At 76.9% G+C, this 24,742-nt stretch carries 28 protein-coding genes and 1 riboswitch; of the genes, 16 read left to right on the top strand and 12 right to left on the bottom strand.

Annotation, left to right across the window (positions count from 1 at the left end; all coding sequences use genetic code 11):
• Nucleotides 1-62 precede the first annotated feature (62 nt).
• The 3 genes from ACI781_RS11545 to ACI781_RS11535 all read right to left on the bottom strand — a co-directional run bounded on the left by ACI781_RS11545 (nucleotide 63) and on the right by ACI781_RS11535 (nucleotide 1,998).
• Complete coding sequence (locus ACI781_RS11545) at nucleotides 63-1,118, bottom strand: AbrB family transcriptional regulator (protein ID WP_456566241.1); 1,056 nt, start codon at nucleotides 1,116-1,118, stop codon at nucleotides 63-65.
• A 134-nt stretch (nucleotides 1,119-1,252) separates the two neighbouring features.
• Nucleotides 1,253-1,555, bottom strand: a complete 303-nt coding sequence (locus ACI781_RS11540; RefSeq protein WP_456566240.1) for a transcriptional regulator — start codon at nucleotides 1,553-1,555, stop codon at nucleotides 1,253-1,255.
• Nucleotides 1,552-1,998: a hypothetical protein gene (locus ACI781_RS11535; protein WP_456566239.1), complete on the bottom strand. Its 447-nt coding sequence runs from the start codon at nucleotides 1,996-1,998 to the stop codon at nucleotides 1,552-1,554. Before ACI781_RS11535 ends, ACI781_RS11540 begins: the two co-directional genes overlap by 4 nt.
• Nucleotides 1,999-2,103: 105 nt before the next feature.
• A riboswitch (cobalamin riboswitch) is annotated at nucleotides 2,104-2,228 on the top strand.
• Between the two features lie 73 nt (nucleotides 2,229-2,301).
• On the opposite strand from ACI781_RS11535, the gene ACI781_RS11530 reads away from it, so the two are divergent.
• The 11 genes from ACI781_RS11530 to cobA all read left to right on the top strand — a co-directional run bounded on the left by ACI781_RS11530 (nucleotide 2,302) and on the right by cobA (nucleotide 12,845).
• The gene (locus ACI781_RS11530) at nucleotides 2,302-4,374 is read left to right on the top strand and encodes a putative cobaltochelatase (RefSeq protein WP_456566238.1); all 2,073 of its coding nucleotides are present in this window, start codon (nucleotides 2,302-2,304) and stop codon (nucleotides 4,372-4,374) included.
• A 1-nt stretch (nucleotide 4,375) separates the two neighbouring features.
• Nucleotides 4,376-4,990, top strand: a complete 615-nt coding sequence (cobO, locus tag ACI781_RS11525) for a cob(I)yrinic acid a,c-diamide adenosyltransferase (protein ID WP_456566237.1) — start codon at nucleotides 4,376-4,378, stop codon at nucleotides 4,988-4,990.
• A 103-nt stretch (nucleotides 4,991-5,093) separates the two neighbouring features.
• Nucleotides 5,094-6,503, top strand: a complete 1,410-nt coding sequence (locus tag ACI781_RS11520) for a cobyrinate a,c-diamide synthase (RefSeq protein ID WP_456566236.1) — start codon at nucleotides 5,094-5,096, stop codon at nucleotides 6,501-6,503.
• Nucleotides 6,490-7,176: an energy-coupling factor ABC transporter permease gene (locus tag ACI781_RS11515; protein WP_456566235.1), complete on the top strand. Its 687-nt coding sequence runs from the start codon at nucleotides 6,490-6,492 to the stop codon at nucleotides 7,174-7,176. Before ACI781_RS11520 ends, ACI781_RS11515 begins: the two co-directional genes overlap by 14 nt.
• Nucleotides 7,173-7,499 (top strand): energy-coupling factor ABC transporter substrate-binding protein, encoded by a 327-nt coding sequence (locus tag ACI781_RS11510; protein WP_456566234.1) that lies wholly within the window; start codon nucleotides 7,173-7,175, stop codon nucleotides 7,497-7,499. The genes ACI781_RS11515 and ACI781_RS11510 overlap by 4 nt, the downstream gene beginning before the upstream one ends.
• Complete coding sequence (gene cbiQ, locus ACI781_RS11505) at nucleotides 7,496-8,233, top strand: cobalt ECF transporter T component CbiQ (protein ID WP_456566233.1); 738 nt, start codon at nucleotides 7,496-7,498, stop codon at nucleotides 8,231-8,233. Before ACI781_RS11510 ends, cbiQ begins: the two co-directional genes overlap by 4 nt.
• Nucleotides 8,230-9,075 (top strand): energy-coupling factor ABC transporter ATP-binding protein, encoded by an 846-nt coding sequence (locus ACI781_RS11500; protein ID WP_456566232.1) that lies wholly within the window; start codon nucleotides 8,230-8,232, stop codon nucleotides 9,073-9,075. Before cbiQ ends, ACI781_RS11500 begins: the two co-directional genes overlap by 4 nt.
• Nucleotides 9,072-9,431, top strand: a complete 360-nt coding sequence (locus tag ACI781_RS11495) for a cobalamin biosynthesis protein (RefSeq protein ID WP_456566231.1) — start codon at nucleotides 9,072-9,074, stop codon at nucleotides 9,429-9,431. Before ACI781_RS11500 ends, ACI781_RS11495 begins: the two co-directional genes overlap by 4 nt.
• Nucleotides 9,428-10,507, top strand: coding sequence for an Rv2231c family pyridoxal phosphate-dependent protein CobC (gene cobC / locus ACI781_RS11490; protein ID WP_456566230.1), 1,080 nt, complete (start codon nucleotides 9,428-9,430; stop codon nucleotides 10,505-10,507). The genes ACI781_RS11495 and cobC overlap by 4 nt, the downstream gene beginning before the upstream one ends.
• Nucleotides 10,504-11,598 carry a nicotinate-nucleotide--dimethylbenzimidazole phosphoribosyltransferase gene (cobT, locus tag ACI781_RS11485; RefSeq protein ID WP_456566252.1) on the top strand — a complete coding sequence of 365 codons (1,095 nt, stop codon included), beginning with the start codon at nucleotides 10,504-10,506 and terminating at the stop codon, nucleotides 11,596-11,598. The genes cobC and cobT overlap by 4 nt, the downstream gene beginning before the upstream one ends.
• Entirely contained in the window at nucleotides 11,595-12,845 is a 1,251-nt protein-coding gene (gene cobA, locus ACI781_RS11480; RefSeq protein WP_456566229.1) for a uroporphyrinogen-III C-methyltransferase, read from the top strand. Before cobT ends, cobA begins: the two co-directional genes overlap by 4 nt.
• Here the strand turns inward: cobA and ygiD are convergent.
• The gene (ygiD, locus tag ACI781_RS11475; RefSeq protein ID WP_456566228.1) at nucleotides 12,842-13,693 is read right to left on the bottom strand and encodes a 4,5-DOPA-extradiol-dioxygenase; all 852 of its coding nucleotides are present in this window, start codon (nucleotides 13,691-13,693) and stop codon (nucleotides 12,842-12,844) included. The two genes, cobA and ygiD, sit on opposite strands and share 4 nt — an antisense overlap.
• Before the next feature lie 73 nt (nucleotides 13,694-13,766).
• Entirely contained in the window at nucleotides 13,767-14,480 is a 714-nt protein-coding gene (locus tag ACI781_RS11470) for a (2Fe-2S)-binding protein (protein ID WP_456566227.1), read from the bottom strand.
• Nucleotides 14,481-14,635: 155 nt separating this feature from the next.
• On the opposite strand from ACI781_RS11470, the gene acs reads away from it, so the two are divergent.
• The 3 genes from acs (at nucleotide 14,636) to ACI781_RS11455 (ending at nucleotide 18,227) form a co-directional block, all read left to right on the top strand.
• Nucleotides 14,636-16,588 (top strand): acetate--CoA ligase, encoded by a 1,953-nt coding sequence (gene acs, locus ACI781_RS11465; RefSeq protein WP_456566226.1) that lies wholly within the window; start codon nucleotides 14,636-14,638, stop codon nucleotides 16,586-16,588.
• A 191-nt stretch (nucleotides 16,589-16,779) separates the two neighbouring features.
• Complete coding sequence (locus tag ACI781_RS11460; RefSeq protein ID WP_456566225.1) at nucleotides 16,780-17,283, top strand: phage holin family protein; 504 nt, start codon at nucleotides 16,780-16,782, stop codon at nucleotides 17,281-17,283.
• A 14-nt stretch (nucleotides 17,284-17,297) separates the two neighbouring features.
• Complete coding sequence (locus ACI781_RS11455) at nucleotides 17,298-18,227, top strand: alpha/beta fold hydrolase (RefSeq protein ID WP_456566224.1); 930 nt, start codon at nucleotides 17,298-17,300, stop codon at nucleotides 18,225-18,227.
• 73 nt (nucleotides 18,228-18,300) lie between these two features.
• On the opposite strand, the gene ACI781_RS11450 is transcribed toward ACI781_RS11455, so the two are convergent.
• The 5 genes from ACI781_RS11450 to nth are packed head-to-tail and all read right to left on the bottom strand — an operon-like array spanning nucleotide 18,301 to nucleotide 22,086.
• On the bottom strand, nucleotides 18,301-19,482 hold the full coding sequence (locus tag ACI781_RS11450; protein WP_456566223.1) for a MarP family serine protease: 1,182 nt from the start codon (nucleotides 19,480-19,482) through the stop codon (nucleotides 18,301-18,303).
• A gap of 9 nt (nucleotides 19,483-19,491) precedes the next feature.
• A complete protein-coding gene (locus ACI781_RS11445) occupies nucleotides 19,492-19,986 on the bottom strand; it encodes a plastocyanin/azurin family copper-binding protein (protein ID WP_456566222.1) in 495 nt (164 codons plus the stop codon).
• Nucleotides 19,983-20,732: an NUDIX hydrolase gene (locus ACI781_RS11440; RefSeq protein ID WP_456566221.1), complete on the bottom strand. Its 750-nt coding sequence runs from the start codon at nucleotides 20,730-20,732 to the stop codon at nucleotides 19,983-19,985. The genes ACI781_RS11445 and ACI781_RS11440 overlap by 4 nt, the downstream gene beginning before the upstream one ends.
• The gene (locus ACI781_RS11435) at nucleotides 20,729-21,295 is read right to left on the bottom strand and encodes a TlpA family protein disulfide reductase (protein ID WP_456566220.1); all 567 of its coding nucleotides are present in this window, start codon (nucleotides 21,293-21,295) and stop codon (nucleotides 20,729-20,731) included. The genes ACI781_RS11440 and ACI781_RS11435 overlap by 4 nt, the downstream gene beginning before the upstream one ends.
• Nucleotides 21,292-22,086 carry an endonuclease III gene (nth, locus tag ACI781_RS11430; protein WP_456566219.1) on the bottom strand — a complete coding sequence of 265 codons (795 nt, stop codon included), beginning with the start codon at nucleotides 22,084-22,086 and terminating at the stop codon, nucleotides 21,292-21,294. The genes ACI781_RS11435 and nth overlap by 4 nt, the downstream gene beginning before the upstream one ends.
• A 147-nt stretch (nucleotides 22,087-22,233) precedes the next feature.
• Here nth and ACI781_RS11425 point away from each other — a divergent pair, with 147 nt between their 5' ends.
• Both ACI781_RS11425 and ACI781_RS11420 read left to right on the top strand, forming a co-directional pair.
• The gene (locus ACI781_RS11425) at nucleotides 22,234-22,464 is read left to right on the top strand and encodes a hypothetical protein (RefSeq protein WP_456566218.1); all 231 of its coding nucleotides are present in this window, start codon (nucleotides 22,234-22,236) and stop codon (nucleotides 22,462-22,464) included.
• Nucleotides 22,465-22,626: 162 nt separating this feature from the next.
• Entirely contained in the window at nucleotides 22,627-23,301 is a 675-nt protein-coding gene (locus ACI781_RS11420) for a Crp/Fnr family transcriptional regulator (protein ID WP_456566217.1), read from the top strand.
• Between the two features lie 174 nt (nucleotides 23,302-23,475).
• Here the strand turns inward: ACI781_RS11420 and ACI781_RS11415 are convergent, their stop codons facing one another.
• Together ACI781_RS11415 and ACI781_RS11410 are read right to left on the bottom strand one after the other, a co-directional pair.
• Complete coding sequence (locus ACI781_RS11415) at nucleotides 23,476-24,270, bottom strand: NUDIX hydrolase (RefSeq protein WP_456566216.1); 795 nt, start codon at nucleotides 24,268-24,270, stop codon at nucleotides 23,476-23,478.
• A complete protein-coding gene (locus tag ACI781_RS11410; RefSeq protein ID WP_456566215.1) occupies nucleotides 24,267-24,740 on the bottom strand; it encodes a RidA family protein in 474 nt (157 codons plus the stop codon). The genes ACI781_RS11415 and ACI781_RS11410 overlap by 4 nt, the downstream gene beginning before the upstream one ends.
• Nucleotides 24,741-24,742 lie beyond the last annotated feature (2 nt).

The following is a 24,742-nucleotide window of genomic DNA, read 5'->3' as shown; positions in this document are numbered from 1 at the left end:
GCGGCCCGGCGGTGACCGCCGTCCACACCGTCGGGTCGCCACATCCGGGTGGCCGTCCCCGGTCAGGGCGCGCGACCCCGCAGCACCCGGGCGACCAGCGGGGCCGTCCCGAGCATCACGAACAGCCGCAGCACCTGGACGGCCAGCACGAAGGTGGCGTCGGCGCCGCCGTCCGTCGCCGTCGCGAGGGCGGCGTAGAGCCCGCCGGGGGTGGTCGCCAGGTAGGCGTCCAGCTGGCTCGCGCCGGTGGCCGCGGCGAGGGCGACGCCCAGCCCGGCGCTGGCCACGATCAGCCCGACGATCATGGCCAGGGCGGGCGGGAGCGCGCGGCCGATGGTGCGCAGGCCGGCCCGGTCGAGGTTCAGCCCGACGGTCAGCCCGATGACCACGAAGGCCGCCGCCGCGAGCAGCGGCGGCACCTGCGCGCCGCCGGACAGGCCCGACAGGTCCAGCGCCGCGGTCACCAGCAGCGGCCCCAGCAGCGCGGGGACCGGGATGCGCAGCAGCCGGGCGAGCAGGACCCCACCGACCGAGCAGCCGAGGGTGAGGGCGAGCCCGGCCGGCCAGCCCGGTCCCCCGGTGTCCGCGGGCGCGGTGCCCGACCCCGGAGCCGCCCCGTAGACGGCGGTGGCGGCCAGCGGCATGAGCAGCACGATGAGCAGCACCCGCAGGTACTGCAGGACGGCGACCATGCGGTCGTCGGCGCCCAGGTCGCGGGCCATCGCGGTGATCCCGGCGGCCCCCCCGGCGATCATGGCGAAGGCGCCGGTGACCGGGCTGATCCCCGGCACCAGGCGCAGGAGCACGCCGGCGACGAGGCTCAGCGCGAGCGTGCCGAGCACCACCAGCAGGACGGGCAGCCAGTCGGCGCCCAGGGCGGCCAGCGTGTCGACGTCGACGAGCGAGCCGATCGAGACGCCGAGCGTGGCCTGCCCGGCGAGCGTCACCGGGCGGGGCAGCTCCAGCCGCCGGTGGCCGGCCAGCCCGCGCACCAGCCCGGCCAGCAGCCCGCCGAACAGGGCCGCCGACGGCAGCCCGAGCAGGTCGAGGACGGACGTGGCCACCGCGGCCCCGACGGCCACGGCGGCCAGGTCACCCCACCGCCGCACTGCGCTCACCGGCGTCACTCTGCCCGCCCCGGCGCCGGGCGGGCCGCACGGGGCGGCGACTCCCGGGCGAGCAGTGTGCGGTCGTGGCGGGTCCCGGGGCGAGGACTCGCCGCGACCGCACGTCGCTCCGCCCGCGGCCGGGGTCAGACCCCGGCGATCCGCCGCAGCTCGGCGACGTGGGCGTCGAAGGCCCGCCGTCCCTCCGCCGTGAGGGCCAGGCTGGTGCGCTGGCGGGAGGCGACCGTGGCCTTGCGCGCCCGCACGTACCCGGCCTCCTCCAGCTGCTTCACGTGCTTGGAGAGGACGGAGTCGCTGACCCCGACGGTGTCGCGCACGGTGGCGAACTCCACCGTGTCGACGGCGGCGAGCAGCCCGCAGATCTGCAGCCGGGGCGGGGGGTGGATGACCGCGTCGAACCGCGGCGCCGTGTCCGCGCCCGCCGTCACAGACCGCTCCGCAGCTCGGCGGCGAACCGGCGGCCGTAGGAGCGCCCGAAGGCGACGACGGCGAGGCCGAGGACCGCCCCGGCCACGACCATCACCCAGTGCTGGCCGAAGCCCTCCGCGAGCACGAACGCCGGCACGAGGACCACCAGGACGATGCCGGCCCACACCGCCATGACCGGCCAGGTCACGTTCACCCAGATCCCCGTGATGCGCTTGTAGGCCGCCACGAGCGCACCGAGCCCGGCGGCGAAGAGGACCAGCGCCGGGAAGGTCACCCACAGCGAGTCGAACGCGTAGGAGGCCAGGAACGCGAAGAGCAGCACCCCCAGCGCGACGTCGTACCACCAGGGGGCGACGGCGCGCTCGGCCAGCGCCACGCGGTCGGCGCGCAGGGCGGCCAGCTGGGCCGCGGCGGTGTCCCGGTCGATGCCGTTGCTTTCCATGTCGGAAAGAGTGCACGGTCACTTTCCACATCGTCAAGTGACGGCCTGGCTGTCGGCACGGCCCGCCGCCGTGGTGTGATGGCCGCGCCACAGCGACGGCAGTGGAGGAAGCCCGGTGAGACTCCGGCGCGGTCCCGCCACTGTGACCGGGGAGTCCGACCCCCTCGCGTGCCACTGCCCCCCGGGGCGGGAAGGCCGGGGCCGGGCGCTGATCCGGGAGCCAGGAGACTCCCGCCGTCGTCCCTGCCACCTCCGGGCGTGGACACCCGGGGAGAGGACGAGTGTCGTGCTCGCCAGCACTCCATGAGCCTTCCGTTCAGCGCCGTCGTCGGCATGGCCGACATGCGCCTGGCCCTGCTGCTCAACGCCGTCTCCCCCGCGATCGGCGGGGTGCTCGTGCGCGGCGAGAAGGGCACGGCCAAGTCGACGGCGGTGCGCGCGCTGACCGCGGTGCTGCCGCCGGTCGCCGTCGTCACCGGGTGCCGCTTCGCCTGCGACCCGGCCGCACCGGACCCGGCCTGCCCCGACGGTCCGCACGACGCCGGCGCCCCGGCCGGCACCCGACCCGCCCGGCTCGTGGAGCTGCCGGTCGGCGCCTCCGAGGACCGCGTCGTCGGCTCCCTGGACCTCGAGCGGGCGCTCACCGAGGGCGTGAAGGCCTTCGAGCCGGGCCTGCTCGCCGCCGCCCACCGCGGCGTGCTCTACGTCGACGAGGTCAACCTGCTGCACGACCACCTGGTCGACCTGCTGCTCGACGCCGCCGCGATGGGCACCGCCTACGTGGAGCGCGAGGGCGTGTCCGTGCGGCACGCGGCGCGGTTCCTGCTGGTCGGGACGATGAACCCCGAGGAGGGCGAGCTGCGCCCGCAGCTGCTCGACCGGTTCGGGCTGACCGTCGAGGTCGCCGCGCCGCGGGACCCGGCCGAGCGCGCGGAGGTGGTCCGCCGCCGCTTCGCCGCCGACGCCGACCCGGCCGGCTTCGCCGCCACCTGGGCGGCCGAGGAGTCGGCGCTGGCCACCCGCATCGCCGAGGCCCGGGCGCGGCTGCCGCACGTCGCGCTGGGCGACGGCGCGCTGCGTCAGGTCACCGCGGTCTGCGCGGCCTTCGACGTCGACGGGCTGCGCGCCGACCTGGTCACCGCCCGCGCCGCCATCGCGCACGCGGCGTGGAGCGGGCGGGACGCCGTCACCGAGGACGACGTGCGGGTGGCCGCCCGCCTCGCGCTCCCCCACCGCCGCAGGCGCAACCCGTTCGACGCGCCCGGCCTGGACGAGGACACCCTCGAGCAGGCGCTGTCCGACGCCCGCCCCGAGGACCCGACCGACCCGGACGACGACGGCCCCGGGGCCGGCGGCGGTCCCGGCGACGACATCCCCGACGGCCCCGACGGCGGCGACACCCCGGACGGGTCCCCCGACCCCGCGACCGGTCAGGGCATGGGAAGCGATCCCCGTGCTCCGGCCGCCGAGACCGGGGGAAGGCCTCCCATGCCCGGCGAGGACGACGCCGCGGCGACCGAGACCCCCGCCGCCCCCGCACCCGAGCGGGCCGCCGTCGAGGCCGCCGACCCGTTCCGCACCCGCCGCCTCGAGGTCCCCGGCATCGGCGCGGGCGCGGCCGGCCGCCGGTCGCGGGCGCGGTCCGAGCGCGGCCGGGTCGTCGGCTCGACCCGCCCGGCCGGCCCGGTCACCCGCCTGCACCTGGTCCACACGGTGCTCGCCGCCGCCCCGCACCAGCACGCCCGCGGTCGCTCCGGCCCAGGCCTGCGGGTCGCCCGCGAGGACCTGCGCCAGGCCGCGCTGGAGGGGCGCGAGGGCAACCTCGTCCTGTTCGTCGTCGACGCCAGCGGCTCGATGGGCTCGCGGGCCCGCATGAGCGCGGTCAAGGGCGCCGTCCTGTCCCTGCTGCTGGACGCCTACCAGCGGCGGGACAAGGTCGGGCTGGTCACCTTCCGCGGCGGGGACGCCGAGCTGGCCCTGCCGCCCACCTGGTCGGTCGAGGCGGCCGCCGCCCGGCTGCGCGAGCTGCCCACCGGCGGGCGCACCCCGCTGGCCGCCGGGCTGCTGCGCGCGCACGAGGTGCTGCGGGTGGAGCGGATCCGCGAGCCGCAGCGCCGTCCGCTGCTGGTCGTCGTCACCGACGGCCGGGCCACCGGCGCGCGCGGCACCGACGCCCTCGGGCAGGCCTCCCGCGCGGCGCGGCTGCTGGCCGCGGCGGAGACGGCGAGCGTCGTCGTCGACTGCGAGTCCGGGCCGGTGCGGCTCGGGCTGGCCGCGCAGCTCGGGGCGCACCTGGACGCGCAGACGCTGCGGCTGGAGGAGCTGGCCGCCGAGAGCCTGGCCGGCACCGTCCGCGCCGTGCGAGAGGCGGCCTGAGGTGCCCCAGGGGAAGGTCGCCGTCACCCCCGACGACGGGCTCACGACGAAGGCGCGCCGCAACCGGCCGCTGCTGGTCGTGCACACCGGCGAGATGAAGGGCAAGTCCACCGCCGCGTTCGGCATGGCCATGCGGGCGTGGAACCAGGGCTGGTCGGTCGCGGTCTACCAGTTCGTCAAGAGCGCCAAGTGGCGGGTCGGCGAGGAGACGGCGCTCACCGCGCTCGGCGAGCTGCACGCCACGACCGGCCAGGGCGGCCCGGTCGTCTGGCACAAGATGGGCAGCGGCTGGAGCTGGTCGCGCCGCCAGGGCACCGACGTCGACCACGCCGCCGACGCCGCCGAGGGCTGGGCGCAGATCAAGCGCGACCTCGCCGCGGAGGCGCACCGCTTCTACGTGCTCGACGAGTTCACCTACCCGATGAAGTGGGGCTGGGTGGACGTCGACGAGGTCGTCGAGACCCTCACGCACCGCCCGGGCACCCAGCACGTGGTGATCACCGGCCGGGACGCGCACCCGGCGCTCGTCGAGGCCGCCGACCTGGTCGTGGAGATGACCAAGGTCAAGCACCCGATGGACGCCGGCCAGAAGGGCCAGCGGGGGATCGAGTGGTGACCCCCGCCCGGCGCACCCCGGGTCGTGTTGATCATCGGCAGGTGGCTGCCCGACACGCCGGCGGGGACAGCCACCTGCCGATGATCACCGAGGGAGCGGCGGCGTGAGCACCCCCCGCGTCGTCGTCGCCGCGCCCACCAGCGGGGCGGGCAAGACCTCGGTCACCACCGGGCTGGTCGCCGCGCTCACCGCCCGCGGCCTGGCCGTCTCCCCGCACAAGGTCGGCCCCGACTACATCGACCCCGGGTACGCCGGCCTCGCCGCCGGACGCCCGGGCCGCAACCTCGACCCCTGGCTGGTCGGCGAGGAGCGGATCGCACCGCTGTTCCTGCACGGCTCCCGCGGGGCGGACGTCGCCGTGGTCGAGGGCGTGATGGGCCTGTTCGACGGCGCCAGCCACCCGCACGTCGCCCCCGGCTTCGGCTCGACCGCGCACGTCGCCCGGCTGCTGCAGGCCCCCGTGGTGCTCGTGGTCGACGCGAGCGCCCAGGCGCAGAGCGTCGCGGCGCTGGTGCACGGCTTCGCAACCTTCGACCCGGCGGTGCGGCTGGGCGGCGTGGTGCTCAACCGCGTCGGCAGCCCCCGGCACGAGGCGATCCTGCGCGAGGCGCTCGACGGCGCCGGGGTCCCGGTGCTGGGCGCCGTCCCGCGCACCGATGCCGTCGGCACGCCGTCGCGCCACCTCGGGCTGGTGCCCGCCGCCGAGCGGTCGGCCGAGGCGCTGGACACCGTGCGCCGGCTCGGCGAGGTGGTGGCGGCCGGGGTCGACCTGGACGCCGTCCTCGCGCTGGCCCGCGCCACCGGCGACCTGGACGCCGCACCGTGGGACCCCGCCGCCGAGGTCGACGTCGTCCCCGGCCGGCCGCGGATCGCCGTCGCCGGCGGGCCCGCCTTCACCTTCGGCTACGCCGAGAACGCCGAGCTGCTGGCCGCGGCCGGCGCCGAGGTCGTGGTCGTGGACCCGCTGCGTGACGAGGCCCTGCCCGAGGGCACCGCCGGGCTCGTCGTCGGCGGCGGCTTCCCCGAGGTCTACGCCGCGGAGCTGTCGGCCAACGCCTCCCTGCGCGCCGACGTCGCCGCGCACGCCGCCCGCGGCCTGCCGGTCGCCGCCGAGTGCGCCGGACTGCTCTACCTGGCCCGCGAGCTCGACGGGCACCCGATGTGCGGCGTCCTGGACGTGTCGACGGCGATGGCCCCGCGGCTGACCCTCGGCTACCGCGCCGCCGTCGCCCCCACCGACTCCGTGCTCGCCGCGGCCGGCACCCGGGTGCGCGGGCACGAGTTCCACCGGACGGCGGCGACGCCCGGCGCCGGCGCGATCCCCGCCTGGCAGTGGTCCGGCCCCGCCGGCGCCACCGCCGAGGGCTTCGCGGCCGGGTCCGTGCACGCCTCCTACCTGCACCTGCACTGGGCCGGCAGCCCCTCGCTGGCCGCCCGGTTCGTCACCTCCTGCGCGGGCTCCTCCCAGCCGACCCGCACGATCGACCGGACGGAGCACCATGCACATCGCTGAGGGTTTCCTGCCGCCACTGCACGCCGTCGGGTGGACCGTCGCCGCCGCGCCGTTCGTCGTCCACGGGGCGCGCGCCGTGGTCAGGGAGGTGCGCGAGAAGCCGGAGAACACGCTGCTGCTCGGCGCGGCCGGCGCGTTCACGTTCGTGCTGAGCGCGATCAAGCTGCCCTCTGTCACCGGCAGCTCCAGCCACCCGACCGGCACCGGCGCGGGCGCGGTGCTCTTCCGGCCGCCGGTGATGGCCCTGCTGGGCACGGTGGTGCTGCTGTTCCAGGCGCTGCTGCTGGCCCACGGCGGGCTCACCACGCTGGGCGCCAACGCCTTCTCCATGGCGGTCGTCGGGCCCTGGGCCGGCTACGGCGCCTACCGGCTCACCCGCCGGCTGGGCGGCGGGCTGCTGCCGGGCGTCTTCGTCGCGATGGTGGTCGCGGACCTGGCCACCTACGTGACGACCGCGCTGCAGCTGGCGCTGGCCTTCCCCGACGCCGGCAGCGGCCTGGCCGGCGCGGCCGCGAAGTTCCTCGGGGTCTTCGCCGTCACCCAGATCCCGCTGGCGCTGGGCGAGGGCCTGCTCGGCGTCCTGCTGTTCCGGGTGCTGACCACCAACGCCCGGCCCGAACTCGAACGGCTGGGCCTGCTGCGCCCGGTCCCGGAGCAGGAGGGGGCCCGATGAGCCGCCGCACGCTGGTCACCGTCGCGCTCGTCCTGGCCGTCGTCGCGCTGTTCGCCGTTCCGCTGCTGCTGGACGGCGGCTCCTCGGAGTACGCCGGCGCGGACAGCCAGGCCACCGAGGTCATCGAGGAGACCGGGTACACCCCCTGGTTCGACTCGCTGTTCTCGCCGGGGTCCTCGGAGGTCGAGTCCGGGCTCTTCGCGCTGCAGGCGGCCCTCGGCGGCGCGGTGCTCGGCTACGTCGTCGGCCGGCTGCGCGGGCGGCGCCAGGCGGCGCGGACGGCGGCTCCCCCGCCGATCCCCGACCCCGCCGAGACCCCGTGACCGGTCTCGCCGTCGACGACGCCGCCTGGTCCAGTGCCTGGCGGCGGCGCTCCCCCGGCGACAAGCTGCTGCTGAGCGCCGGGCTGGTGGTGTGCGCGCTCGTGCTGCCCGCCTGGCCGGGCAGCGTGCTCGTCGGCGCCACCGCCGTCGTCCTGGCGCTCGGCCCGGCCCGGGTCCCGGCCGCGACCTTCGCCCGCGCCGTGCGCTGGCCGCTGGCGTTCGTCGTGATCGGCGCGCTGACCTCGGTGGTCTCGCTGGACGGCGGGCTCGGCTGGGCCCCCGACGCGGCCGCGCGCGCCGGCTCGCTGGTGGGCCACGCCCTCGCCGGCGGCGCCGCGGTGCTGCTGCTGGCCACCACGACGCCGATGGCCGACCTGCTGCCCGCGCTGCGCCGGCTGCGGGTGCCGGCGGCGGTGGTCGAGGTGGCGTCGGTGACCTACCGACTGCTGTTCGTGCTGCTGGAGAGCCTCGGCACGATCCGCGAGGCGCAGACCGCGCGGATGGGCTACTCGTCGTGGCGGCGGTCCTGGCGCTCCTCCGGCGCGCTCGCGGCCGCCGTCCTCACCCGCTCCTGGGACCGGGCCCGCCGCCTGCAGGACGGCCTGGCCGGGCGCGGCCTGGAGACCGGGCTGCGGGTGCTGCCCGAGGTGCTGCCCTCCTCCCGCGCGTTCCTGGCCTGCTCGGTCACGCTGCTCGCCGGGATCGTCGCGGCGTCCCTGGTGGTCGCCCCGTGAGCCACCGGTCCCTGGCCGCCGACCGGCTCGTGGTCGGCTACGAGCGCGGCCGGCGGGTGCTGGACGGCGCCTCGCTGGCCGTGCCCGCCGGCCGCCGGCTGGCGGTGCTCGGCGCGAACGGCTCGGGCAAGACGACGCTGCTGCGCTGCCTGTCCGGGGCCCTGGAGCCCACCGCCGGTGCGGTCCTGCTCGACGGCGCGCCGCTGCGGCACACCCGCCGCGGCCTGCGCGAGCACCGGCAGGAGGTGCAGCTGGTCCTGCAGGACCCCGACGACCAGCTGTTCAGCGCCTCCGTCGCCCAGGACGTCTCCTTCGGCCCGCTCAACCTCGGCCTGCCCGAGGACGCCGTCCGCGCCCGCGTCGCCGAGGCGCTGGCGCTGCTCGCCGTCGACGGGCTGGCCGCGCGCCCCACCCACCAGCTGTCCTACGGCGAGCGCAAGCGTGTCGCGATCGCCGGCGCGGTCGCCATGCGCCCCTGCGTGCTGCTGCTGGACGAGCCGACCGCCGGGCTGGACCCGTCCGCGGTCGCCGAGGCGCTGTCCGCGCTCACCCGGCTGCAGGACTCCGGGACGACGGTCGTCATGAGCACCCACGACGTCGACCTGGCCCTCCGCTGGGCCGACGAGGTCGCCGTCGTCGTCGACCGGCGGGTGGTGCAGGGCGCGCCGGCGGCGGTGCTCGGCGACGACGCCCTGCTCGCCCGCGCCCGGCTGGACCGGCCGTGGGCGCTGACCGTCGGCGCCCGGCTGCGGGAGCTGGGGCTGCTGCCCGACGGCGCCCTCCCCCGCGACGCGTCCGAGCTGCTCGCCGCGCTGCCCGACCGGCCCGGGGTGGTCACGTGACCACGGGGACCGTCCGGGTCGGTGTCGGTGCCCGACCGGGCGTGACCGCCGAGGAGGTGCTGGCCGCCGTCGACGCGGTGCTGCCCGACGGCGCGCGCGACGTCCGTCTGGCCACCGTCGACCGCCGGGCCGCCGAGCCCGGCGTCGTCGCGGCCGCCGCCGCCCGCGGCTGGCCGCTCACCGGCCACCCGGCCGAGGTGCTCGCCCGGGTGCCGGTGCCCACCGTGTCGGCGCGGGTCGCCGCGGCGATCGGCACGCCGTCGGTCGCCGAGGCCGCGGCGCTGCTCGCCGGCGGCACCCTCGTCGTCGGCCGGACGGTGCACGGCCGCGTGACGGTGGCGGTGGCCCGCCCGTGAACGCCCACCCCGACCGGCACGACCTCGACCACCACGGGGACGCCGAGCTCGCCCCCGGCCTCGTCGACCTCGCCGTGAACGTCCGCGCCGACACCCCGCCGCCGTGGTTGCGCGAGGTGCTGCACCGGGCGCTGGACGGCGCCGCCGCCTACCCCGACGCCGGTCCCGCCCGCGCCGCGGTCGCAGCCGCGCACGGCCGGCCGCCGGCGGAGGTCCTGCTCGCCGCGGGCGCCGCCGAGGTGTTCGTGCTGGTCGCGCGGGCGCTGCGGCCGCGCCGCGCCGTCGTCGTCCACCCCTCGTTCACCGAGCCCGAGGCCGCCCTGCGGGCCGCGGGGCACCCGGTCGAGCGGCTGCTGCTGGACGCCCCCCGCCACCGGCTCGACCCGGCCGCGGTGCCCGCCGACGCCGACCTGGTCGTGCTGGGCAACCCGACCAACCCGACGTCGGTGCTGCACCCCGCCGCCGACGTCGCGGCGCTGGCCCGCCCCGGCCGGGTGCTGCTGGTCGACGAGGCGTTCGCCGACACGGTGCCCGGCGAGCCGGAGTCGCTGGCCGCGCGGCGGGACCTGCCCGGGCTGCTCGTCGTCCGCAGCCTCACCAAGACCTGGGGCCTGGCCGGCCTGCGGGTGGGCTACGCGCTGGGCCCGGCCGAGCTGGTCGCCACGCTGGCCGCCGCCCAGCCGCACTGGCCGGTGTCCACGCCGGCGCTGGCGGCGCTCGCCGCGTGCACCACCCCCGCCGCCCGCGCCGAGGCCGGCGCCGCCGCCGCCGAGCTGGCCGCCCACCGCGACGCGCTGCTGGGCGCGCTCCCGCCCGGGGTCGAGGTCGTGGGCGAGCCCCGGTCCTCGTTCGTGCTGCTGCGCGTGGCCGGCGGCGAGCGGGTGCGCGCGCAGCTGCGGGCGCGGGGCTGGGCCGTCCGCCGCGGCGACACCTTCCCCGGCCTCGGCCCCGACCACCTGCGGGTCGCCGTCCGCGACCCGCGGACCTCCCGTGCGTTCGCCGCGGACCTCGCTGCGATCATCGACGCGTCCCCGACGGCGCGGACCGCACCCCCCGTCCTGGAGGAGATCCCCTGAGCACCGACCCCACCCCGTTCCCCGGCACCCTGCTCGGCGCCACCGTCGCCGCCGTCGCGCCGCGCGACGCCGCCGCCGAGCGCGCCGCCCGCGAGCGGCTGGACCGCATGACGAAGCCGCCGGGCTCGCTCGGCGTGCTCGAGGACGTCGCCGCCCAGCTGGCCGGCATCGCCGGCCGGTGCCCCGCGCCGCTGCCGGCGCCGGCCGCCGTCGCCGTCTTCGCCGCCGACCACGGCGTGCACGCCCAGGGCGTCACCCCGTGGCCGCAGGAGGTGACGGCGCAGATGGTCGCCAACTTCCTGGCCGGCGGCGCCGTGGTGAACGCCTTCGCCGCGCAGCTGGGTGCCGACGTCGTCGTGGTGGACGTCGGCGTCGCCACGCCGTACGCGGTCGAGGCCGGCGGCCGGCTGCGCAGCGCGAAGGTCCGGGCGGGCACCGCCGACCTCGCCACCGGCCCGGCCATGACCCTCGACGAGGCCCGGCGCGCGGTCGAGGCCGGCATCGAGGTGGCCACCTCGCTGGCCGCCGACCACGGCTGCCTGGTCACCGGTGACATGGGCATCGGCAACACCACCGCCTCGGCGGCGCTGGTCAGCGCGTTCACCGGCGCGCCCGCTGCCGCGGCGACCGGCCGCGGCACCGGCGTCGACGACCCGACGCTGGCCCGCAAGGTCGCCGTCGTCGAGCGCGCCGTGGCGCGGGTGCCCGGCCGCCCCGGCACGCCCGAGGAGGCGCTGGCGGCCCTGGCCGAGGTCGGCGGCCTGGAGCACGCGGCGATCGCCGGGTTCGTGCTCGGCGCCGCCGCCGCCCGCGTGCCGGTGCTGCTGGACGGCGTGATCGCCGGGTCGGCCGCGCTGGTCGCCGCCGCGCTGTGCCCGACGGCGCTGGAGTTCGCGCTGGCCGGCCACAGCTCCGCCGAGCCCGGGCACGCCCTGGCCCTTCAGGCGCTGGGCATGCGGCCGCTGCTGGGCCTGGACCTGCGGCTGGGCGAGGGCACCGGCGCGCTGCTGTCGCTGCCGCTGGTGGCCAGCGCGGCGCGGGCGCTGAGCGACGTCGCCACCTTCGACTCCGCGGGGGTCACGGAGAAGTGAGCGCGACCCCGGTCGACCCCGGCAGCGGGGTCGTCTACCCCGTCGGGCTGCGGCTGCTCGGCCGGCGCGTGGTCGTCGTCGGCGGCGGGCGGGTCGCCCACCGGCGCGTCGCCGGGCTGCTCGAGGCCCGCGCCGACGTCGTGCTCGTCAGCCCGGAGGTCACCCCCGCGCTGGAGGCGCTCGTCGCCCCCGGCGCGGTCACCTGGCTGGCGCGCCGCTACGAGCCCGGCGACCTCGCCGGCGCCTGGTACGCGGTGGCCGCCACCGACGATCCCGAGGTGAACGCGGCCGTCGCCGCCGAGGCCGACTCGCTGCGCGTGTTCTGCGCCCGCGCCGACGACCGCGCCGTCTCCAGCGTGTGGACCCCGGCCGTCGGCCGGCACGGCGACCTCGTGGTCGGCGTGCACGGCGGCGGGGACCCGCAGCGCGCCGTCGGCGTCCGCGACCAGGTGCTCGCCGGGCTGGCCGACGGCAGCATCCGCGACACCGCCGGCCGCACCCGCGACGGCCGGCCCGCCGGCACCGTGGTGCTGGTCGGCGGCGGCCCCGGCGACCCGGAGCTGATCACGGTCCGCGGCCAGCACGCGGTCGCGCAGGCCGACGTCGTGGTCGCCGACCACCTCGCGCCGCAGTCGCTGCTGGCCTCGCTGCCCGCCGACGTCGAGGTCATCGACGCCTCCAAGCTGCCCCGCGGCCGCTCCATGGCCCAGGAGCAGATCAACCAGCTGCTGGTCGACCGGGCGCTGGCCGGCAAGCGGGTGGTCCGGCTCAAGGGCGGCGACCCGTTCGTCTTCGGCCGCGGCATGGAGGAGGTCGAGGCCTGCGCCGCCGCGGGCGTGCCCGTCGAGGTCGTCCCCGGCGTGACCTCGGCGATCGGTGTCCCCGCGCTGGCGGGCATCCCGGTCACCCACCGCGGGCTGACCCACGAGTTCGTCGTCGTCTCCGGGCACGTGCCGCCGGGCCACCCCGCCTCGCTGGTCGACTGGGCGGCGCTGGGGCGGCTGCGCGGCACGCTCGTCGTCCTCATGGGCGTCGACACCGCACCGCGGATCTCCGCCGCGCTCGTCGAGCACGGCCGGGACCCCGCCACGCCCGTCGCGGTCGTCGCCGACGGGTCGACGCCGGGCCAGCGCGTCGTCCGCACCACCCTGGCCGGGCTGGCGCGGACGCTCGCCGACGAGGCGATCCGGCCGCCGGCGGTGTGGGTCGTGGGCGAGGTCGTGGGGCTGGGCGCCGGGCGGGCCTAGATGTTGGCGCCGTCCGGCGGCGGGTCGTCGGGCAGCGGCGCGGCGAACCCGCTGCCGGCGGCGTCGGGGACGTCGGCCCCCACCGTGTAGGACGTCATCGACAGCGACCCGTAGGCGTAGCCGTCGACCAGCACGTCCGCGGCGGTCCCCGTGGCGCCGGCCAGGCCGGCGACGTAGAGCAGCGGCAGGAAGTGGTCGGGCGTCGGGACGGCGAGGTCGAAGTCCCGGTGCCCGTCCAGCCGCCCGACCGCCGACGGGTCCCCGGTCATCAGCTCGCGCGCGGCCTCGTCGAAGCGCTGCGCCCAGTCGAAGCCGGCGTCGGGCAGGGCGCGGCTGACGCCGCCGAGGTTGTGCACCACGTTGCCGCTGCCGACCACCAGCACGCCGTCCTCGCGCAGCGGGGCGAGCGCCGCCCCCAGCTGCAGGTGGTACTCGGCCGGCTTGAGCGCGTTGACCGACAGCTGGACGACGGGCACGTCGGCGTCGGGGAACACGTGGCGCAGCACCGACCAGGCCCCGTGGTCGATGCCCCAGCTGTCCAGGTCCGCGCCGACCCAGGTGGGCTCGACGAGGTCGGCGACCTGCTCGACCAGCTCCGGCGCCCCGGGCGCGGGGTACTCGACGTCGAAGAGGGCGGGCGGGAAGCCGAAGAAGTCGTGGATGGTCCGCGGCCGCGGCATCGCGGTGACGGCGGTCGCGTGCACGTACCAGTGCGCGGAGACGACGAGCACCGCCCGCGGGCGCGGGACCGAGCGGCCGAACGTCGCCCAGGCCTCGGTGTAGCGGTTGCGCTCCAGGGCGTTCATCGGGTTGCCGTGGCCGATGAACGCGGCCGGCATCAGGGTCATGTCGCCTCCCGGGGTCTCCCCGCCCCTACCCAGACTGCCCAGGCTCCCGCACCTGCGCGCCGCCGGCGGCCGCTCAGGGGATCCGCTCGGCCGTGTCCTCCAGCAGCACCTGCCGCTCGAACGGCGTCCGCCGCGGGCAGGAGGTGCACGTCGCCTCGCCCGGCAGCCGGTACAGCAGGCAGCAGGACGCGCGGCGGGTGAACCGCACCGCCCGCGGCCCGACGTCGACGTATCGCGGGGCGGGCAGCGGCGGGCCGACCGCGGCCGCCAGCGGCCCGGCGAGCGCCGTCGCCGCCGGCACGTCGCCCCGCGCCCGGCCGAGCGCGAGCAGCCGGTTGGCGATCGAGTCGGTCGCGACCGCCCACAGCGGCGCCGGGCGCAGGCCCTCCGCGGTCGCGACCGCGCCGACGACCGCGCCGAGCGTCTCCCGCAGGTCCGCCGCCACGTCCCCGCCCCGCCCGGCCGACACCGCGGCCACGGGGGTGCCGCCGGCGAGCAGCGTCACCGCCAGGTCCGGCAACCGGGCCGACAGCGGGACGCCGGTGACCAGCCCGGCCAGCGCCGGGGTCACCAGCACGGCCGACAGGGAGTACCACCACACCGTGGCCAGCACCCGCCGGTCGCCGCCGCGGTACCGCAGCCCCAGCTCGTCGACCCGCTCCGCCGTCCACGCGGCGTCGGCGAGCAGCGGCCCGGGGACGACCGTCCCGACCGGCGGGGCGACCAGCCCGAGGGCGCCGGCCCCGGGGACCCGCGCCGCCACCGCCGCCTGACCGCCGTCCGTCACCGCCCCAGTCTGGCGGGGACCGCTGCAGCACGTTGCAGCACCGTCGCCGCGGGGGCCGCAGCGCCATACGGTGTGCCCGGAGCAGTCCGTCGGCCTCGCTGCCGAGGCCCGTGCCGAGCGCGCGGGGGCAGCGGGGTCCTTCGAGGGAGGGACCGATGAGCGAGTCGACCGAGGTGGAGGGCCGCCGGTTCCCGGTGCCCGCAGCACTGGCCGCGCAGGCCAACGTGGGGCCGGACGTGTACGCCGAGGCCGAGCGCGACCGGCTGGCGTTCTGGGCCACCCAGGCGCAGCGGCTGAGCTGGGCGCAGGAGTGGGACGAGGTGCTCGACTGGAGCAACCCGCCCTTCGCGAAGTGGTTCGTCGGCGGGAAGCTCAACGTCGCCTACAACTGCCTGGACCGCCACGTCGAGGCCGGCCACGGCGACCAGGTCGCCTACCACTGGGAGGGCGAGCCGGGCGACACCCGCACGATCACCTACGCCGAGCTCACCCGCGAGGTCTGCAAGGCCGCCAACGCGCTGGTGGAGCTGGGGGTGAACGCGGGTGACCGGGTCGCCATCTACATGCCGATGATCCCCGAGACGGTCATCGCGATGCTCGCCTGCGCCCGCATCGGCGCCGTCCACATGGTGGTGTTCGGCGGCTTCTCCGCCGACGCGCTGGCCAGCCGCCTCGACGACTCCGGCGCGGTGCTGGTGATCACCGCCGACGGCGGCTACCGCCGCGGCGCCCCCAGCGCGCTCAAGCCCGCCGTGGACGACGCCGTGGGCCGCAGCCCGGCCGTGCGCAACGTGCTCGTCGTCCGCCGCACCGAGCAGGACGTCGAGTGGGCCGAGGGCCGCGACCTGTGGTGGCACGACGTCGTCGACCGGCAGTCCGACCAGCACACGCCCGAGGCCTTCGACGCCGAGCACCCGCTCTACATCATGTACACCTCGGGCACGACGGCGAAGCCCAAGGGGATCCTGCACACCTCCGGCGGCTACCTCACCCAGGTCGCCTACACGCACTGGGCGACGTTCGACCTGAAGGCCGACAGCGACGTCTACTGGACGGCGGCCGACGTCGGCTGGGTGACCGGCCACAGCTACATCGTCTACGGCCCGCTGGCCAACCGGGCCACCAGCGTCATGTACGAGGGGACGCCGGAGACGCCGCACCGCGGCCGCTGGTTCGAGCTCATCGAGAAGTACCGGGTCACGATCCTCTACACGGCGCCGACGGTGATCCGGACCTTCATGAAGTGGGGCGAGGACATCCCCGCCGGCTTCGACCTCACCTCGCTGCGGGTGCTCGGGTCGGTCGGCGAGCCGATCAACCCCGAGGCGTGGCTCTGGTACCACGAGCACATCGGCGGCGGCCGCTGCCCGATCGTGGACACCTGGTGGCAGACCGAGACCGGCGCGCACATGATCACGCCGCTGCCGGGCGTCACCGACCTCAAGCCCGGCTCGGCGCAGACGCCGTTCCCCGGGATCAGCGCGAAGGTCGTCGACGACGAGGGCAACGAGCTCGGCGACGACTCCACCGGCCTGTTGGTGCTCACCGCCCCGTGGCCGTCGATGCTGCGCACCATCTGGGGCGACGACGACCGGTACGTCGACACCTACTGGTCGCGGTTCGGCAAGGAGGTCTACTTCGCCGGGGACGGCGCGAAGAAGGACGCCGACGGCGACATCTGGCTGCTCGGCCGGGTGGACGACGTCATGAACGTGTCGGGCCACCGCATCTCCACCACCGAGGTCGAGTCCTCGCTGGTCGGGCACCCCGCGGTCGCCGAGGCGGCGGTCGTGGGCGCCAGCGACCCGACCACGGGCCAGGGCATCGTCGCGTTCGTCATCCTCCGCGAGAGCGGCACCGACTCCGGCGACGAGCTGGTGCAGACGCTGCGCAACCACGTCGGGCGCGACATCGGCCCGATCGCCAAGCCGCGGCAGATCATGGTGGTGCAGGAGCTGCCCAAGACCCGGTCGGGCAAGATCATGCGTCGCCTGCTGCGCGACGTGGCCGAGAACCGGGAGCTGGGCGACGTCACCACGCTGACCGACTCCTCGGTGATGAACCTGATCAAGGAGAACCTGCCCGCGTCCTCGGCCTCCGAGGACTGAGGCAGGACCGCCCTCCTCGAGGCATGGGAGGCGATCCCCCCGGTCCTGGAGCCCGGGACGGGGGGATCGCCTCCCCTGCCTCGCACCCCCGTGGGGGGACACCGGGACGCGCGCGCGACGGGCATCCGGCACGATCACCGGGAGAGAACGCGGCGGCCGAGGGCCGCCGCCCGACCGAGGAGGAGCCACTCGTGGCCCACAGCGCATCCACGCCCCACCCCGGGGCACGGCCCACCGGCGCCGAGGAGCCCTCGATCGGCACGCTCGTGCAGAGCGCGATGGCCGACGTCTCGACGCTGGTCCGCAGCGAGATCGAGCTGGCCAAGTCCGAGATCGGGAAGTCGGCGAAGAAGGCCGCCATCGGCGGGGCGGCGTTCGGCGCCGCCGCGGTCCTGCTGGTGTTCGCCGGCATCTACTTCTTCTTCTTCCTCGCCGAGCTGCTCGACGTCTGGCTGTGGCGGTGGGCGGCGTTCCTGGTCGTGTTCGGGATCCTCGTCGTCTTCGCCGGCGTCACCGCGGTCGTCGGCCGCCGCTTCGTCAAGCGGATCGACAAGCCCGAGCGCACGCTGGAGTCGCTGCGCGAGCTGCCCGACGTCATGCACCGCGAGGCCCCCGGCCAGCGCCGCCGCGACCTGCCGGTCGTCGCTCCGGGCGGCCAGGTGACCAAGCGCGGTCCCGACAGCTACCTGGTCTGAGCCCCGGCGCCCCGGTGACGACTCCCGCCGAGGAGCCGCCCGACGCCACCAGCGTGCTGCTGCCGGGGCCGTGGTCGCACCGGGACCTGTCGGCCAACGGCGTGCGGCTGCACGTGGCCGAGGCGGGCTCGGGCCCGCTGGTGGTGCTGCTGCACGGTTTCCCGCAGTTCTGGTGGGCCTGGCGCGCCCAGCTGCCGGCCCTGGCCGACGCCGGGCTGCACGCCGTCGCCCCGGACCTGCGCGGCTACGGCGCCAGCGACAAGCCCCCGCGCGGCTACGACCTGCCCACGGCGGCCGCGGACGTCGCCGCGCTGGTCCGCGCCCTCGGCGAGCGCGACGCCGTGCTGGTCGGCCACGACTGGGGGGCCCTCGTGGCCTGGACCGTCGCGGCGCTGCACCCGCGCAGCGTGCGGCGGCTCGTCGTCCTGTCCATGGCCCACCCGCGCCGGCTGCGGGCCGGCATGGCGGACGCGGCGCAGCGGCGGGCCTTCCGCTACTTCCTCGGCGCGCAGCTGCCGCGGCTGCCCGAGCGGCGGCTCACCCGGACCGACGACGACCCGGTCGCGCACCTGATGCGCTCCTGGTCGGGGCCGGCGTGGACGCAGACCGCCGACTTCGCCGAGGCCGTGGACCGGTACCGGTCGGCCGCGCGCATCCCGCAGGCCGCGTACGGGTCGATGGAGTACCTCCGCTGGGCCGGCCGCTCGCAGCTGCGCCCCGACGGGCTGCGCTACGCGCGGCGGATGTCGGCGCCGATCACGGCCCCGACGCTGCAGCTGCACGGCGACGCCGACACCTGCGTGCTGCCGGCCACCGCGGCCGGCTCGGGCCGCTACGTGGCCGGCGCCTACGAGCTGCGGTCGCTGCCCGGCATCGGCCACTTCCCGCAGGAGGAGCTCCCTGCCGAGGTGACCGCCGCGATCGTCGAGTGGACGAAGAGCTAGACCTGCGCGCTGGAACGGCCACCCTTCAGGGGCCCGCGCCGAGCTCGCGAGGCGTGGGGGGAAGGGTGGTCCTTCATTCGCAGGGGCCGGTGTCGACGGCGGCGGTCGCGGTGCGCCCGGCCTGGGCGGCGGCCGCGACCTGCTCGGTGGTGAGCGCGTAGCCGGTGGTCGGGTCGGTGATGGCCGAGGCGAAGACCACGCCGAGCACGTGCCCCTGGCTGTCGAACAGCGGGCCGCCGGAGTTGCCCGCCCGGACCTCGCCGTAGAGCGCGTAGACGTCGCGCTGGACGGTCTGCTGGTCGCGGAAGTCGGGGCCGCTGATCTCGCCGCGGTCGCGCACCCGCGCCGGCCCGACGAACAGCCCGCCACCGCCCGGGTAGCCCATGATGATCGCGTCGGCGCCGACGTCGACGGGCTCGGCCGCGAAGGTCAGCGGCACCTGTGGCAGCCCCGGCACGTCGAGGACGGCGACGTCGATCTCCGGGTCGACGTAGACCGGCGTCGCCTCGTACTCCTCGCCCTCGGCGGTGACCACCGGCCCGCTGACGCCCGCGAGCACGTGCGCGTTCGTCATCACCCGGCCGGGGGCGTAGACGAACCCGGAGCCGTCGATCTGGCGGGAGCAGGAGGCGGCGACCCCGCGGATCTGCACGACCGACCCCTGCACGCCGGCGACCACCGGGCTGTCGCGCAGCGCCGGGTCCGGCGCGGGCACCTCGCGCACCTCGGTCGGGGTGAGCGGGTCCAGGACGTCGGGCAGGCCGCGCCGCTCGATCGCCTCGCGCAGCTGGTCGTACACCGCGCGGACGCCGTCGGGGACGCTGGCGTCCACCGCCCGCACGAGCGCCGACTGGCGGACCTGGCTGGCCACCTCCGGGAACGGCGCGGTGGCCAGCGGGGTGGCGACCATCCAGGCCACGAGCAGCACCGCGACCGCCGACAGCGCCGCGCCGGCCACCGAGTCCACGACCTTGGCCGGCTCCCAGGTGACCCGGCTGCGGACCGCCCGGCCGATCGCGCCGGCGAGCAGCTGCCCGAGCAGGGCACCCGCGAGGACGACGACCAGCGCGGCGAACACCCGCGCCACCGGTGAGGCGTCGACGCTGTCGGCGACCGCGCCGGACAGCTGCGCGCCCACGACCGCGCCACCGAAGAACCCCAGGAACGACGCCGCCGACACCAGCAGGCCCTGCCGGAACCCGGAGAAGGCGAAGGCCAGCGCCAGGACGATGACGACGACGTCGACGAGGGACACGGCCTCAGGTCACCCCGCGACCGTCATCGTGCCGACCTGCCCCAGCTGCACGTGGAAGCTGCACTCGAAGGGGTAGTCACCGGGGGTCGAGACCTCGAACTCGACGGTCTCCTCCTCCCCCGGCTGCAGCAGGTCGATGCCGGCGTCGATCGTGGCCGGACCCGTGCCGGGCGTGAAGCGGAAGTTGTGCACCATCTGCGCGGCGGAGTTGCGCACGGTGACCCGGACCCGGCCCGGCGCGACCGTGAAGCCGTCGGGCTCGAACACGAAGTCCTCGGGGGTCTCGATGGTGACCTCCTGGACGCCGTCGGGCGCCGTCGTCACCGTCCCGAGGGCGGGACCGGCGGCCGAGGACGACCCGCTCCCGCCGTCCCCGTCGCTCCCGCCGTCGCCCCCGCCGCAGGCGGCCAGGGACAGGACCACCCCGAGGGCGATCGCGGCGGTCCGCACGCGGGGCCGGGCCGCGCGGCCGGGGAGGGGGACGGTGGTGTCGCTGCCGCTCATCGCCCGCGAACCGTACGCGCCGCAGCTGCGCCCGGCGCCTGTTCGGCGACCGTCGGCGCGGCGGCGTCCTCCGTGCCGCCGGCGTCGACCGAGCCGGGCACCCGGCCGGGCCGGGTCCGCTCCAGGTCGATGGGGCGCACGTCGCGCACGTCCCACGGCCGCGCCAGCCCGGCCGCCTCGAGGACGGCGTCCAGCACGCCCGCGGTGAAGCCCCACACCTCCATGTCGGCGACGGCGAAGGCCGGGCCGATGTAGCCGGCGGGGTGGCTGAGCCGGTAGCGGTTGGCCGGGTCGACGAGGTCGGCCAGCGGCACCCGCGCCACGCGGGCCACCTCCTGCGGGTCCCCGACGAGCACCTCCGAGGGCTCCTCCCACCACGCCACGACCGGGACGACGAGGTTGTCCGACGGGCCGAGGAACAGCTCCGGCAGGGTGCCCAGCACCCGCACCCCGGCCGGGTCCACGCCGGCCTCCTCCTGCGCCTCCCGCAGGGCGGTGCCGACGGGGTAGTCGTCGCCGGGGTCGGCACCGCCGCCGGGGAAGGCCGGCTGGCCGGCGTGCGTGCGCAGGTGCGCGGACTTCTCGATGAGGAGCACGTCGGGCCCGTGCGGGCCCTCCCCGAACAGCACGAGGACGGCGGAGCGGCGGGCGGTGGCCGTGCGCTGGTCGCGGCGGTGGCGCAGCGGGAGCTCGTCGGCGCGGGCGAGCAGGCGCTGCAGGAACTCCGGCAGGTCCGCGGTGGTCACACCCGCACCCCGAGGTGCTCGGCGACCAGGGCGGCGAACTCGTCCACGGAGTCGACGGGCCCGACCTTCACGAAGGCGATGCCGCCGTCGGCGTCGAGGAAGTAGGTGTAGGGCAGCGCGGAGGCGCCCAGCTGGGCCATGAGCTCGCCGTCACCGTCGAAGGCGGACGGGAAGGTGGCACCGGCGTCCTCGGCGAAGGACTCCGCCTGCGGGGCGCCGTCCCTGCTGATGACACCCACCACGTTCAGTGCGGTGCCGGCGCGGTCGGCCAGCCCCTGCACCAGCGGGAGCTCCTCCCGGCAGGGGGTGCACCAGCTCGCCCACAGGTTCACCACGGTCGGGGCCCCCGGCGCCCGGCCGAGATCGAGAGTGCCGCCGCCGGGGCAGTCCAGCCGCAGGTCGGGCATCGTCTCGTCGCCGGCCGCTGGCCGGTCGGGCTGGTCGGCGCAGGCGCCGAGGACCGTGTCCTCGAACGCCGACGGCTCGGGGGCGGAGTCGCCGCCGGAGGTGCACCCGGTCAGGACGGCGGCCGCCAGGGTGACCGCGGCGAGGGCCCGCCTCACTCGGTGTCCGAGGCGGCGGGTGTCTTGACGAGCGTCACGGCGACCTCCGGGTCGGTGGGACCGATGCCGTAGGACGGGCACCAGCGGGCCAGGCCGCAGGCGCCGCACGCGGCCTTCTTGGCGTGGCAGACCCGCCGCCCGTGGAAGATCACGCGGTGGCTGAACATCGTCCACTCGCGCTTGGGGACGAGCTCGGCGATCTCGGTCTCGACCTTGACCGGGTCCTCCTCCGCCGTCCAGCCGAAGCGCCGGACCAGCCGGCCGAAGTGCGTGTCGACGGTCAGCCCGGGCACGCCGAAGGCGTTGCCGAGGACGACGTTCGCCGTCTTGCGGCCCACGCCGGGCAGCGTCACCAGGTCGGCCATCCGGCCGGGGACCTCCCCGTCGAACCGCTCGACCAGGGCCTGCGCCAGGCCCAGCGCCGAGTTGGCCTTGGCCCGGAAGAAGCCGGTCGGCTTCAGGATCTCCTCCAGCTCGGCCCGGTCCGCGCCGGCCAGCGCGACCGCGTCGGGGTAGCGCGCGAACAGCCGCGGGGTGACCTTGTTGACGGTCTTGTCCGTGGTCTGCGCGGAGAGGACGGTGGCGACCAGCAGCTCGAAGGCGTCGGTGAAGTCGAGCTCGCAGTGCGCGTCGGGGTGGATCACCGCGAGCTCGCGGGCCATCCGACGCTCCCGGCGGGTGCGCGCCAGCGGTGTCTCCTCCGGGTCGAACGGCTCGCCGCCGCGGGCCGCCGCCCGACGGGCCGGCGCTGGTCGGGGCGGGACGGGACGTGCGTAGGCCGGCGAGGACACGCGATCGAGGGTAGGCGGCGGCACCGACGACCCGGACGTGAGAGCATCGCCGGCGGCACGCCCCGGGCATGGAGGCCCGAACCAGGGGTAACCGGGGACGCGCGACGCCCGCGCAGTGGTCCCCGTCGACCGGAGGAGGAGGAACCGGTGGTCGCCCTCGTCGTCATCCTGTTCCCGCCGCTGCTGATCGCCTTCCTGCTGGTCATGGAGCGTGTGGAGGAGCCGCTGCGCCGGCCCGCCGGCCGGCGGGAGGTCGCCGACTTCGTCGACACCGCCTCGGTCGGTGAGCTCGAGACGCTGACCAACTCGGGGGTCCGCCGGGCCATGGGCCGCTGGCGCCGTCGCCGGGTGAAGCGCGCCACACCGCCGCTCGTCTGAGCCCTCCCGGCTCACCCGTCGGGGGTGCTGCCCCTGGCACCGATCGGGTGACCGGTCGCACAGCACCACTAGACTCGCTGCGAGATCGGTGACCACTGCCCGCGCGGCCGGTGCCGGTGCGGAACGCGGTGTGTGCCGAGAGATCGGTCGAGAGGACTTGTAGTGGACGAGGTGCTGGCCCAGTCCGGGCTCTTCCAGGGCCTGTCGGAGGAGGCCGTGACGCCGGTCATCAGCCGCCTGGAGACGATCACCCTGCCGCGCGGCCGGGTCGTGTTCAACGAGGGCGAGCCGGGCGACAGCCTCTACATCGTCGTCTCGGGGAAGATCAAGCTGTCGAAGCGCTCCCCCGACGGCCGCGAGAACGTGCTGGCCGTGATGGGCCCGTCCGACCAGTTCGGCGAGCTGTCGGTGTTCGACCCCGGGCCCCGGACGGCGACCGCGACCGCGGTGACCGACGTCAAGCTGGCCCGCATGCCGCAGTCGGTGCTCCGGCCGTGGATCGACAGCCACCCGGAGATCGGCGAGAAGCTGCTCCAGGTCCTGGCCCGTCGCCTGCGCCGCACCAACGACTCGGTCGCCGACCTGATCTTCACCGACGTCCCCGGCCGCGTGGCCAAGGCGCTGCTGCAGATGGCCGACCGCTTCGGCAGCCGGGAGACCGACGGCCTGCGCGTCAAGCACGACCTCACGCAGGAGGAGCTGGCCCAGCTGGTCGGCGCCTCCCGCGAGACGGTCAACAAGGCGCTGGCCGACTTCGTGCACCGCGGCTGGATCCAGCTGCAGGGCAAGTCCGTCGTCGTCCTCGACGAGGACCGGCTGCGCCGCCGCGCCCGCTAGGGCCGCGAGACGAGAGGCCGGGCACCCGTGGGGTGCCCGGCCTCTCGCGCGTCCACGACGCCCCGCCGCGGCTCGGCGGACGATCGCGGGGCCCCGGAGGGTCCCCGATCGGGACGCCGCGTGCGGCTCGGCGCAGCCCGGGGACGGCACCTGGCCGCGGTGTGACGCGGAGCGTCACGAGGGGAGCGGCACCACCAGCCGGATGCGGGTGCCGTCGGGCAGGACGGCCCACATGCCCTCGGGCGTCCGCTCCATGTGCGGCATGATCGAGTGCAGCGGCTCCGGCGGGGCACCGGCCAGCACGGCGGCGACGTCGGGGTAGCGCTCCAGCTGGGTCAGCGTGTGCTGCGTGGGCGGGAGCATCGGCCGCAGCCCGGTCGCCGCCTCGTGCAGCGCCGCCGGCGGGGTCATCCACGTCGCCTCGTCGGCCTCGCCCGAGACGTGCCGGGCCTCCTGCCCCGTCGGCAGCGCGGCGACGAAGAACTTGGTGTCGTAGCGCCGCGGCTCGCCCGGTGGGGTGACCCAGTGGGCGTAGGGCCGCAGCAGGTCCGACCGCAGCACCAGCCCGCGCGAGGCGAGCAGCTCGGCCAGCGACAGGTCGTGGCGCAGCAGCGCCTGCCGCTGGTCCTCCCAGTCGTCGCCGGACACGTCCGGCACCACGGCGTCGGCGGTCCCCGCGAGCAGGACGCCGGCCTCCTCGAACGTCTCCCGCACCGCGGCGCAGACCAGCTCGCGGGCCAGGCGCTCGTCGCACCCCAGGGCGGTGCCCCACGCCGCCGGCGGCGGACCGGCCCAGCCCACGTCGACGTCGCCGTCCCGGGGGTCGACGCCGCCACCGGGGTAGGCGGTCATCCCGCCGGCGAAGGGCATCCCCCGCGTGCGCCGCAGCAGGTACACCTCCAGGCCGGCGCTCCCGTCGCGCACCAGCAGGACCGTCGCGGCCTGGCGCGGCGTCGCGGCGCCGGTCACCGGATCTCGACGGTGAGCTCGACCTCGACGGGCGCCCCCAGGGGGAGCTCGGCGACGCCGACGGCGCTGCGGGCGTGCTGCCCCGCCTCGCCGAAGACCTTCCCCAGCAGCTCGCTGGCGCCGTTGACGACCCGCGGCTGGCCGGTGAAGCCCTCGGCGCTGGCCACGTAGCCGACCACGCGGACGACGCGCACCACCGAGTCGAGCCCGACCAGGTCGTCGACGGCGGCCAGCGCGTTGAGGGCGCACACCTTGGCGTCGTGGGCGGCGTCCTCGACGTCGACGGAGCCGCCCACCTTGCCGGTACGCCGCAGGCCCCCCTCGACGAACGGCAGCTGGCCGGAGGTGAAGACGAGCTGCCCGCAGCGGACCGCCGGCACGTAGGACGCGACGGGTGCGGCCACCGGGGGCAGCCGGATGCCGAGCTCGGTCAGCCGCGCGGTCCAGCTCCGGGCCGGGGGTGCGGTCACGG

This window comes from Blastococcus sp. SYSU D00695 (genome assembly GCF_054050555.1).
Note: the sequence above shows the minus strand (reverse complement) of the source record. Positions and strands in the feature narration are given on the sequence as shown.

Coding starts and splice junctions, on each gene's coding strand:
- ACI781_RS11535 (WP_456566239.1), bottom strand. CDS start 1,998: ATGGAAAGCAACGGCATCGACCGGGACACCGCCGCGGCCCAGCTGGCC.
- ACI781_RS11530 (WP_456566238.1), top strand. CDS start 2,302: ATGAGCCTTCCGTTCAGCGCCGTCGTCGGCATGGCCGACATGCGCCTG.
- ACI781_RS11515 (WP_456566235.1), top strand. CDS start 6,490: ATGCACATCGCTGAGGGTTTCCTGCCGCCACTGCACGCCGTCGGGTGG.
- ACI781_RS11510 (WP_456566234.1), top strand. CDS start 7,173: ATGAGCCGCCGCACGCTGGTCACCGTCGCGCTCGTCCTGGCCGTCGTC.
- ygiD (WP_456566228.1), bottom strand. CDS start 13,693: ATGACCCTGATGCCGGCCGCGTTCATCGGCCACGGCAACCCGATGAAC.
- acs (WP_456566226.1), top strand. CDS start 14,636: ATGAGCGAGTCGACCGAGGTGGAGGGCCGCCGGTTCCCGGTGCCCGCA.
- ACI781_RS11445 (WP_456566222.1), bottom strand. CDS start 19,986: ATGAGCGGCAGCGACACCACCGTCCCCCTCCCCGGCCGCGCGGCCCGG.